A 12,103-nucleotide genomic window follows, 5' to 3' on the forward strand; every position below is an offset into this window, starting at 1 on the left:
ATGCGCAACATGGATTTACCCATCTTTCTCCGTTTTTACTGCTGAAAAACCATTTTTATTCCGGTATTCGGTGGGGGTCATCCCGTACAGATCACGGAAGCATTTCCGGAAATATTTTTCGTCATTAAATCCGCACAAATAAGCAATCTCGGAAACATTATATCCCGGAGCCAAAAGGTATTTAGCCGCAATTTTAAGTCGCATCTGCCTTAGAAATTCAACAGGGCTAAGGCCCGTAAAACTTTTAATCTTGTTATAAAATACGGTTCGCCCACATCCAGATAATTCGACCAGTTTTTCCACATTAAAATCCGGGTTAGAATAATTTTCACCAATAAGGGAAATTATTTTCCGGATAAATTCTTCATCACGCGAGGTAATTTTCAGATCTCCGGGTTCCAGAATATTCTTATCGGCAACTTTCTGGAAAATCATTGCTCTCTGCTTTATGAGCGTGGTGGCAAGTTCTTTGAGATACACAGCATGAAACGGCTTAAGTACATAGGCTTCCGCACCTGTCTTTATTCCTTCGATCTGTTCTTCAATATCCGATAAAGCGGTAAGCAAAATAACAGGAATATGACTGGTCCTGAAATCTTCCTTAATTCTGCGGGTCATTTCGAGCCCGTCCAGCTCCGGCATCATTATATCGGCAATAATCAGATCGGGCAATTCTTTTCTGACTATTTCCAGACCTTCCTTGCCGTTGGAAGCACTAACAACATAAAACCTTTCCGAGAGAACGGATGAAACATAGTCCAGGATTTCATGATTATCTTCAACAACGACGATCTTGCTTCCCGGACTTTTTGACACCAATGGTTCAGGAACAGATTCGTCAGAAAGATCAACATCCGGAATAACAGAAATGGCCGGTTGAGCTTCCTCACACAATTCTTCCTGTTTAAAGTGATCTTTACCAAGAGGAAGCCTCAGGGTAAATACACTTCCTGTCTCCGGGATACTTTCCACAAGAATATCGCCGGAATGAAGCAGGGCCAGTTCTTTTGACAAGGCAAGACCCAGGCCGGTGCTGGAAAAGTATTTCCTTTCGGCTGAAAATGAAGTATAGCGGCTGAAGATCAGAGGAATTTTATCAGCAGGTATCCCGGGACCCTGATCGGCAATGACAGTATCAAAACAACCGTTTTTTTCATTCACTCCCAGCGTTACGCTGATAGTTCCACCAGAAGGCGTGAATTTAAATGCATTCGACAACAAGTTGAACAATATTGAATCAACTTTCTCAGGGTCAATCCAGACCTCAATGGTATTATCAGGAATCTCATTAACAAAGCGGATTCCTTTCCGCTCTGCCATATGGTCAAAATTTCTGCATACTTCCTTAAGAAATTCCGGATAATTCACCTTATGAACCCGGAGAGTCATTTTGTTGTTTTGTATCTTACGGAAATCAAGCAATTGATTTATCAGACGGAGCATGCGCTGCCCGTTCCGGTACATGATATCAACAGGCCGCTGCAATTGCACAGGCAGATGCTCGTACCTTCTGATATCCTCAAGAGGACCAAGGATTAAAGTCAGAGGTGTCCGTATTTCGTGCGAAATATTTGTAAAGAACTGAAGTTTGATTTCGTTAACTCTTCTTTCAACGCGCAATTCATTGCGAAGATGAATGTAACGGACGATAATCCGCCGGCTCATCTCTGCCAGGAAAAGAAACATAATGAAATAGGAAAGATAAGCATACCATGTCTTCCACCATGGTGGCAAAACGGTAATTCTCAATGAAAGAGGAACAGGAGTCCATGTCCCGTCGGAACCGGCACCTTTCAATTTGAAAATATAATCCCCTGGTGGAATATTTGTATAGGTAGCCCTTCGCTGACCTTTGACCATATTCCAGCCTTTATCGAAATTTTCCAGCATGAAGGCATATTGATTCTTTTCCGGATCAAAAAAACTAAGGGCAGCATAATCAATACTGAAACTGGACTGATTATAACGGAGTACTATCTTTTGTGCCGTTTCGATTGTTGTTTTCAGAGGAGAATCAGGATCATTAAAGCTGACGTCCTTATTGAACAACTGAAAATTTGTGAGTACCAGGGGAGGAGCAATCCCGTTTCCCTTTGAAACAGCCGGAGTAACAATGAGCAAACCATCATTGGCACCAAAAAGAAGCAGCCCTGATCGGGTTCTGCAACAGGCATTCTCATTGAATGATGCCGAAACCAGACCATTGTTTTCGTTATAGCTCTCAAATTTTTCCTCATGAACATCAAACCGAGACAACCCATTCTCTGTACTTAACCACAGATAACCGTTTTTGTCTTCAAGAATTCCAAACACCGCATCATTTGCAAGCCCTGACAATTGGGTGTAACGTTTGAATTTACCCTCACCTGTATAAAGATTCAATCCGCCACCGAACGTCCCAAACCAGAGCCTCTTACGGGAATCTTCATAAATGTGAATTACATCGTTGTAACTCAGGCTGGAACGGTTTTGCGGATTGTACCTGAAATTTTCAAATATGGCAGAATCCTTCAGGCTATGATTACGCAGGCAATTTACACCGAATATTGTAGCAATCCATAGATTTCCTTCCGAATCTTCGAAAACCTGACGAACCACATCACTGGAAAGATTACTGTTTTTCCGGTTTATGTGCCGGCATCGCAGGCGCTCATGATCCCGGCCCGTCACCAGATTCAAACCGTCACCGTAAGTTCCTATCCATATTCTGTTTTGCCTGTCTTCGAGGATTGAATATATCATATCGCCAGAAAGAGAAGTGGAATCAGCGGAGTCATGACGATAAATGTCAAACTTCAGCTTACGGTAATCGCCTTTTGCATCTTTCAGGCAGGTCCGGCTGACGGCAACTCCTCCTCCCTTGGATCCCAGCCAAAGATATCCCTTGCTGTCTTCAAGGATGGTGTAAACATTATAAACCGGCACATTTCCTTTGACAAGAGGTATGTTGTCAAAAACGGCCTGCAGCGTAAAGTTCTCATCATATACATACAGCTTACCCGACTTAGTCGCTACCCATATTTTATTGTTGCTATCCTGAAAAATACACCGGATCACGTTTTCAGATATATCATTGATCTGAATTTTAGGAAAGATGTGCCTGAACGAATTGTTGGCCGGAATTACCTTATTGATACCTCCGTTAGATTGCCCGGTTCCTACCCATAAAAGCCCCGATTTATCTTCTGTAATGCAATGAACAAAATTGGACGATATGGTTTTGGGGTCAACCGGATTATTCCTGAAAAAACGGAACTGATCAGACATACGGTCATAAAGAGCCAAACCTCCTCCATGGAGGCCGATCCATAGATTTCCTTTGCTGTCTTCAAAGAAATACTGCCGCTCGTCATCAATCAATGGCTGAATATCTACAGGAGTAAGCGTATATGTCCGATGAACACCGGAAGCTGGGTCAATGCGGCTGACACCAAATTTGTTGGTATTGACCCAGAACATACCCTGACGGTCTTCATAAATTCGGGTAATTTTTTTGCCTGGCAGACTGAAATGCGATATGTTCCGATCTGCAGGACGAATAATATACAAGCCATCAGATCCTGTACCTGCAGCTATATACCCATTTTTCCCATACACCAATAACGTGATTTCCTCCCGTTCTGGCAGTTTTGCATCCCTGATAAATTTCTTTTCTGCAGAAGAGTAGAGGATGATTCCGTTCTTTCGTGTACCAAACCATACTTCATTATCAGTGGCCGCTCCAGCTGTAAATTCTTCATTTACCAGAAAATGTTGAAACTCGTTCTCTCCCGACATTCTGGCCGAAGCCGGAAAGAAATTGAGCCCCCTGAGTGTTCCTATCCAGATATTCCCGTTCGGATCAGAAAGAATAAAGCGAATTGTATTATTGGTAATGGCATTAACACCTCGTGAAACAAGCCGCTGAACTGAATATCCATTTTTCAGGCTGTCATAAAGCAATCTGTATATCCCTGAATTATCAGACCCAAGCCAGATCTCATTTTTGTTTATTTGTGAAAAACATTTTATTGCACTGTTTCTTTCTTCTTCCGATTTGTCATAAAACGGAAAAGTAATAAACCGGTCATGTTCCCTGTCTAGATAATGGTAATAACCATCATAGGTATTGACCCATAAAAATCCTCTCTGGTCTTCCCATATTCCGCTGATCCGGTTGTTGGACAGCATATATTCTTCTCCCGGACGCGCCTTGTATATCTTAAAAGAATACCCATCATACCGGTTCAGACCATTCATCGTGCCAAACCATAAAAATCCGAGATGGTCACAATAAGCACTAAGGACTGAATTCTGTGAAAGACCGTTTCTTGTGTTCAGATGATCAAAACGCTCAATCTCAATCTGGTCATTACCTGCATAAACAAGAGAATGGCATGATACCACCAACCCGACAAAGACAATTCCGGCAAAGTGTATGTGTATATTTTTCAGCATGCAGACAAGAGTAGGTACTAACAAAGATAAGTTATTCATAAAATTCATGCCCGTTTATCGGCAAAACTTTAGAAAGCATTCATTGGCCAGGTTTATTATCTGAGCAGGTGACAATTTATCCCCCTTTTTCCGGTTATTATTCCCCCCTTTTGTTGATTACCTATGTTTAACTTTCGCTTGTATATTTTTCCGTATGACACTGCTTTCAGCTATCTGTTCAGCGTTACTTATCCTTTCAGGGTGCCATGCCATTTCAGGCAAGTCGGGGGAAAATCCTCCTTCTAAAAGCTGGGCTGAGCAGATGGCCATTACAGTAATGCAGCGGGCTGATAGTCTTGTCAAATACAACAATGCCAAATCTGTTAAATGGCAGTACGATATAGCTTTTTTGGGACAAGCCATTGACAGGCTTGGATACCTCAATCCTGCCTATTCGGCCTATATGCAATCTTATATAGATTATTTCATCAGCGATGATGGTAAAATTAAAACCTATAAGCTGGAAGATTACAATCTTGACAACATCAACCCCGGCAAGAATCTGATTACACTTTATAAAAGAACAGCTTCAGAAAAATACCATACAGCCCTGCTTCAACTGGTCCAGCAGCTTACAAACCAGCCCAAGACAAAAACCGGAGGGTTCTGGCATAAAAAAGTTTACCCCTGGCAGATGTGGCTTGATGGCATCTATATGTCGGCTCCCTTCATGGCGCAATATGCCCGAGAATTCAACGATGATAAATGGTTTGATACTGTTTTTCATCAGATTACTCTGGTATACAGCAAAACCCTGGACTCCTCAACCGGCCTTCTTTATCATGCCTGGGATGAAAGCAAATCACAGGCATGGTGTAATCCGGAGACCGGAACTTCCCGCATTTTCTGGAGCCGGGGAATAGGCTGGTTTACTATGGCTCTGGTTGATGTTCTTGATTATATTCCGGAAAACTATCATGGCAGAGATTCACTGATCAGAATATTCCGTTCGGTCTGTAATGCATTGCTTAAGGTAAGAGACCGGGAGAAAATGGTTTGGTACCAGGTTATCAACCAGCCTGACAGACCAGGGAATTACCCCGAAGCTTCCGGCTCATGTATGTTCACCTATGCTTTTGCCAAAGGAGCTAAAAAAGGGTATCTTCCTCAGAAATTCTACAAAGAGGCTCTCAAAAGTTTCCGGGGAATTGTCCGGGAATTTGTCGTAACCGGTAATGACGGCCTGCCTACCCTGACGCATATCTGCGGATCATGCGGATTGGGAGGAAATCCTTACAGAGATGGTTCCTACACATATTATGTGAGCGAAAAACAGATTGATAATGACCCGAAAGGGGTTGCATCGTTTATACTTGCCGCTATCGAACTTAACCAATAATTCATCTAAAACCGACTGCTTATGAAAAAAATCACTACCCTGAGTTGTTTCCTGCTGGTAGCTTTCTTCGCTATCCAGGCACAAAGCTGGAAAGTTTATATGGGAAAAGTGCTTCCCAGCCAGAACAATCCGGCTTTTGTTTCAAATAGTGCTACCGGAGCACCTCCTGTTGAAGCCATCTTGCCCAATCCCGAAAAAACGGGCGATTCGCTCTATTCGTTTACGGTGTACCCAAAAGATGCCAAGTTTTTATGGAAGTATGATTTCTCAGCCGCCGTACCCAATGTAACTCTCGTTGCCCGTTTAAAAGGAATTTCCGACACCCTTGACAGGGTAATGGAAATTGATATGCAAACCGGCTCATTCCGTGAAAGGATCGTAATCAAAAAAGACAACACCTTTGAGCTGAAACAATCCGGATTCAAGGGAACGTTTCCGGCAAATGTTCTTGACTGGCATATGATCCGGTTCTCGATGAAGAACGACAGCGTATTTATCTATCTAGATGAACAACCGGTTCCGATAGCTGCTGTAAAGACCACAACCACAACCACAAACAAATACTTCCGTTTCGGGGATAACGATGGAGCTACAACCACAGGTGCTTTGATCGACTGGATTATATGGGACGAAACCGGATGCTTTGCTCCGGGGCAGGGCGCAGCCATTCCGGATTCCCTGATTCAAAGGAAAGCAGGATGGAAAGTTTATTCCGGACGGGTACTTCCCAGTGCCAATACGCCTGTATTTATTACCAGTAATGTTTCCGGAACCTATACCAATACCCTGCTGGACGATCCGGACCATCCGGGCAATTCACTCCTTGAACTGATTGTTCATCCTGCCGCCAGTAAATTCATGTGGAGATATAACTGGCCGTCTGATGAACCACCTGCCGTCACTATGGTGGCACGTGTCAAAGGTGTATCCGATACACTTAACAGGGTTATGGAGTTCGATTTCGAGCACTTCGGAACGCGTGAAAGGCTGTATGTCAAAACCGACAATACATGGGAATTAAAAGAATCCGGAACAACCGGAACGATGAAAAAAGCTACAGGATGGCACATATACCGGATTACCAAAAATCAAAACCTGGTGAACTTCTACCTTGACGAAAATCCTGTTCCCCTGGCAACGGTAATAACTCCAACGAGCACAACCAATAAATGGTTCCGGTTTGGCGACGGAAATTCCGGCTCGAGTCTCGGAGGTGTTGTCGACTGGATTATTTGGGATGAATCCGGTGCCTACGCTCCCCAAAGAGGTTATTTCATTCCTGATTCGCTTATTCAGGAAGTTGTCTCAGGGGATGCGTTGCTTGCCGCATTAACACCGAATACAGGAACTCTCTCGCCCGCTTTTGACCCTAATGTTACTGAATACACTCTGAAGCTCCCTGCCGGCTCAACCAGCGTTACCATTGATGCTGCAGCTCACCACACTAAAGCAACTGTAACAGGCACCGGCGAGTATACATCATTCCCGACTGATGCAGTAATAACAGTAACTGCTGAGGACGGAACCACCAGGACATATACGGTCAGCATTTCCGTTCTTTCAAACGACGCTACACTTTCAGCACTTACTCCCGCATCAGGGACACTCTCCCCCGAATTCAATCCCGAAATAACACAATATGTTCTGAAATTGCCCGCAGGATCCACCAGTGTCAACCTTGATGCAACTCCTAATGACGCCAGAGCCACCGTGACAGGAACCGGTGAGTATTCAACATTCCCTGTTGATGCAGTAATTACGGTAACAGCCGAAGATGGAACGACCAAAGAATATATTGTGAGTATTTCGGTCCTTTCAAACGACGCCAGTCTGGCTTCACTTACAGTAAGCACAGGAACTTTGTCCCCGGAGTTTGATCCCCAGATTACTTCCTATACACTGGAACTGCCGTCGGGAACAACATCCGTTACCATAACGGCCACCACGAATGATGACAGGGCCAGTGTGGAAGGAACCGGAGAAATTTCCACGTTCCCGGCTGATGTTACCATAACAGTAACGGCTGAAGACGGAACAACTGCCACATATTCAGTCCATATTCTGGTAACCGGAATCAGCGATAACGGAGCCAGAAAGTTCGGTTTCTATCCCAACCCTGCCCGTGAACAAATTACCGTAACCCTCCCGTCATCTGGAAAACTTACTTTAAAAAACACCCTGGGACAAATATTGATCACAAGGAACTGCTTTGAACCAAAAGTAACGGTTGACCTGAAAAATATCAAAACCGGTATTTATTTCCTTACCTTTGAAAATGCAGACCTTTCAATGACAATGAAAGTTGTCAAAAGCGAATAGTTAACTTTTTGCCGGATGATAGCTGGTGCTTTCTGAACCTCAGCCGGCCGGCCAGAAACCGGCCGGCTGCTAAACAAAACAGGCCTGCTATGCGAGTGCTGGTGATACCATTAATAGGAATGATATTTCTGCTTCTGATGGCTTCGGAAAAATCTACCGGAAACCGGGTATCCGGGAATCCTGACAGAATTCCTGCTTTCCCGGGAGCAGAAGGCGCCGGAATGTTCACTACCGGAGGAAGAGGAGGGAAAACCCTGATTGTTGACAATCTGAATGACGACGGGCCGGGAAGCCTGCGGGATGCTATCAGAAAGAATTTCCCCCGCACAATCGTCTTTCATATCTCAGGCACCATTGAACTTCAATCACCCCTTGAAATAAAATCAGGAAACCTTACCATTGCCGGCCAGACTGCGCCAGGTGACGGCATATGCCTTAAAAAATATCCTCTTATCATTCATGCCGATAACATCATCATACGTTACATACGAATACGACTTGGCGATGAGTCAGGAATGGCCTTTGATTGCATTAACTCAAAAGGAAACAGCAATATAATTATTGATCATTGCAGTTTCAGCTGGTCAGTTGACGAAACTGCTTCTTTCTACGATAATGAGAATTTTACTTTGCAATGGTGCATCATCAGTGAGAGCCTTGATATGTCAGTTCACAAAAAAGGAGAACATGGATACGGAGGAATATGGGGAGGAATGAATGCCTCGTTCCATCATAATCTTCTGGCACACCACATAAGCCGGAATCCCAGGCTGCAGGGAAGCCGGTATCACCACCAGCCCGAAAAAGAATGTGCTGAAATGGTGAACAATATTGTCTATAACTGGCGAAGCAAATGCATATACGGTGGGGAACAGGGGCATTATAATCTTGCAGGAAATTATTTCAAACCCGGTCCGGCTACGGCACGATCGCAGGCCAGATTTTTTCTGGAACCCTACCCCCCCTATGGCTGGTTTTATCTTTCAGGCAATGTACTCGAAGGAAATGATTCTGTCACGAAGAATAACCGGCTGGGAGTGGAAACGGATAATCCGATAGCCGGAACTATTTTTCTCACACAGCAGGTGAAAATAAATCCTTCAGTTGTTCCTGAACCGGCAAAATCGGCATTCGAAAAAGTTTTGTCTCAGGCAGGCGCGTCACTGAAACGCGACACTATTGACAGCCGAATTGTTTATGAGACCCTTAACAGTACCTGGCACTGCGGAACAAAAGGAATTATAAATACCCAGAACCAGGCAGGCGGATGGCCGGTTCTGAAAAGCACTCAGGCACCGGAAGATACCGACATGGACGGAATCCCGGATTCCTGGGAACGACAACATAACCTGAATCCGCAAAACCCCATGGATGCTTCACTTAACACTCTGAATCACGGCTACACCAACCTGGAAATGTATATAAACAGCCTGGTAAATACCAATAACCACCCAGTTGACAAATGAGAAAATCCATAATGAAATTTCCTATGCCGACATTTATCAAAGAAAAGCTTTTAAGAATTCTGTTGTTGCCCTTTGTGATGGCAATATCAGCTAATTTAATTGCCCAGCAGGTTACCGGAAAAGTCACCGATCAGAACGGAGAACCTCTGCCCGGGGTTTCTGTACTGATCAAGGGAACCACACAGGGAACCATAACCAACCTTGAAGGAATATATAAAATCAGTGTTACCAATCCGGATAAGGATGTCCTTGTGTTTTCCTATGTAGGAATGATCAGCGAAGAACATCCGGTTGCTGGAAAAACTGAAATCAACGTTTCTATGCAGCCCAAAACCGAACTACTGGATGAAATCGTAGTAGTTGGATATGGTACAATAAAGAAACGAGACCTGACGGGATCAGTTTCTTCCGTTGGAGGAGATCAGTTGCGGGATATTCCACTCACATCAACTGCACAGGCAATTACCGGCCGGCTGGCAGGTGTCCAGATTACCACGTCGGAAGGATCTCCCGATGCGGATGTCAGAATTCGCGTAAGAGGAGGAGGTTCTATTACCCAGGATAATTCACCGCTGTATATTGTCGATGGCTTTCCGGTTGATAATATCGGAAGCATCCCTCCTACCGATATTGTTTCCATCGATGTTCTCAAAGATGCATCTTCCACTGCCATTTATGGTGCCCGTGGAGCCAACGGTGTTGTAATTATTACCACCCGTTCGGGTTCAAAAGGAGCAACCCGCATTTCCTATAATGCCTTCATGGGGACCAAGGAAATTGCAAAAAAACTGGACGTTCTGTCACCCTATGAATTTGCTGTTGCACAGTATGAGCGCGCCCAGGGATCAGCACTCGACCGGAACAATTTCACCAAGAGGTTCGGTACATGGAACCAGCTCGACAGTCTCTACAGCAATATAAAAGGAACAGACTGGCAGGAAAAAGTATTCGGACAGAACGCACCTACCATTTATCATAATCTGAGTCTGGAAGGAGGAAGTGATAAAACCACTTACAGTCTTAGCCTTACAAACAATGAAGATAAAGGGATTATGATTGAATCGGGCTATACCAGAAACAACGTGAACTTCAGGTTTGACAATGCCGCAACGGAAAAACTCAAACTGAGCTTCGACGTCAAGCTGGCCGATACCAAAGTAAAAGGAGCAGGAACATCTGATCCGGGAACTTCCACAACAAACCGGCTTAAACATAGTGTTATCTACCGGCCAATAAATGGTTTGTATGATTTCACCTCCGACCCCGATCTGGAATTTCAGGATGATGCTTACTATGAACTAAGCGGCCTTACCGATCCCGTAACTCTCGCTCATGATGAATACCGGCTTAAACATCAGACACTGGCCACCCTTAACGGAGCATTTACATACACCATTATCCCCCACTTATCTTACCGCATGGAACTGGGCTATAATAATTTCCAGGAGAGAAGAGACCGTTTTGACGGTCTTACCACAGTAGCTGCCCGACAGTATGGAAACAAACCAATAGCCGCTATCCAGGAAAGCCGAAAAATTACCCTGAGGATGGCAAATCTTATCACCTATGACCTGAAGGAATTTGCCGGAGGAAATTCAATGAACATCATGGCAGGACAGGAAATAATCGACAGCCGTTCCAAAGTTTTCTCCGAAGAAGTTCGTTCCTTTCCGGCCGATATTACTGCCAACATGGCGCTGGGATCCATGGCGCTGGGAGAAGATGTCCAGCCTCCTTACACCTTTGAAACAGCCGACAAGCTTGCTTCCTTCTTTGGCCGTGCCAACTATAGTTTCAAAGACCGTTACCTGGCTTCTTTTACCATCAGGGCAGATGGTTCATCCAAATTCAGCCCTAAAAACCGTTGGGGCATTTTTCCTTCCTTCTCAGCAGGCTGGAGAATCAGTGAGGAACCCTTTATGAAAAACATCCCGGTATTGTCTTACCTTAAAATCAGGGCAAGTTACGGTCAGGCCGGAAATAACAGAATTGACGACATGCTCTGGAGAACAACATTCAAAGTTGCCAACGATAAACTGTATTACCTTAACGAAACCCCCTATACCTTCTTCTACCCTGACCCAAATAATTTGCCCAATCCCGACCTGAAATGGGAAACAACCATTACAAGGAATGCAGGACTTGACATTGGAATATTTAAAAACCGCATCATGCTGAATGTTGACCTCTATAAAAATTCCACAAAAGACCTTCTCATTCAGTCAACAGTTCCACCGGAAACAGGATACCTCTACCAGATGAGAAACATTGGAAGGACCTCAAACAGGGGTATTGAATTCGTTCTGGATGCCATTATTATTGAAAAGAAGGATCTGCGGCTGACAGCCAACATGAACATTTCCTTTAACAAAAACAAAGTTGAAGAACTGGGTCTAACCGGTAGTGATTATTTCCTGCAAGGCTCAGGATGGAACAATGATGTAGGGGCTGACTATATTGTTAAGGTTGGTAAACCTGTGGGATTAATGTATGGTTTTGTTAC

General features: G+C 44.2%; 5 protein-coding genes. 4 read left to right on the forward strand and 1 reads right to left on the reverse strand.

Annotated features, from left to right (window positions below):
* Positions 1-15: 15 nt before the first annotated feature.
* The gene (locus GX419_03705) at positions 16-4,437 is read right to left on the reverse strand and encodes a response regulator (GenBank protein NLI23795.1); all 4,422 of its coding nucleotides are present in this window, start codon (positions 4,435-4,437) and stop codon (positions 16-18) included.
* Between the two features lie 193 nt (positions 4,438-4,630).
* On the opposite strand from GX419_03705, the gene GX419_03710 reads away from it, so the two are divergent.
* The 4 genes from GX419_03710 to GX419_03725 all read left to right on the forward strand — a co-directional run.
* The gene (locus GX419_03710) at positions 4,631-5,815 is read left to right on the forward strand and encodes a glycosyl hydrolase family 88 (protein NLI23796.1); all 1,185 of its coding nucleotides are present in this window, start codon (positions 4,631-4,633) and stop codon (positions 5,813-5,815) included.
* Positions 5,816-5,836: 21 nt separating this feature from the next.
* On the forward strand, positions 5,837-8,134 hold the full coding sequence (locus GX419_03715) for a T9SS type A sorting domain-containing protein (GenBank protein NLI23797.1): 2,298 nt from the start codon (positions 5,837-5,839) through the stop codon (positions 8,132-8,134).
* 137 nt (positions 8,135-8,271) lie between these two features.
* Positions 8,272-9,600 carry a pectate lyase gene (locus GX419_03720; GenBank protein ID NLI23798.1) on the forward strand — a complete coding sequence of 443 codons (1,329 nt, stop codon included), beginning with the start codon at positions 8,272-8,274 and terminating at the stop codon, positions 9,598-9,600.
* 23 nt (positions 9,601-9,623) lie between these two features.
* The coding region (locus tag GX419_03725; GenBank protein ID NLI23799.1) for a SusC/RagA family TonB-linked outer membrane protein at positions 9,624-12,103 on the forward strand (2,480 nt) is incomplete at its 3' end.

It is taken from the genome of Bacteroidales bacterium (genome assembly GCA_012517825.1).
Lineage (GTDB): Bacteria > Bacteroidota > Bacteroidia > Bacteroidales > JAAYUG01 > JAAYUG01.

What these genes read in the sequence shown, in the direction of transcription:
- GX419_03705 (NLI23795.1), bottom strand. Translation starts at nt 4,437, where the DNA reads ATGCTGAAAAATATACACATACACTTTGCCGGAATTGTCTTTGTCGGG.
- GX419_03710 (NLI23796.1), top strand. Translation starts at nt 4,631, where the DNA reads ATGACACTGCTTTCAGCTATCTGTTCAGCGTTACTTATCCTTTCAGGG.
- GX419_03715 (NLI23797.1), top strand. Translation starts at nt 5,837, where the DNA reads ATGAAAAAAATCACTACCCTGAGTTGTTTCCTGCTGGTAGCTTTCTTC.
- GX419_03720 (NLI23798.1), top strand. Translation starts at nt 8,272, where the DNA reads ATGGCTTCGGAAAAATCTACCGGAAACCGGGTATCCGGGAATCCTGAC.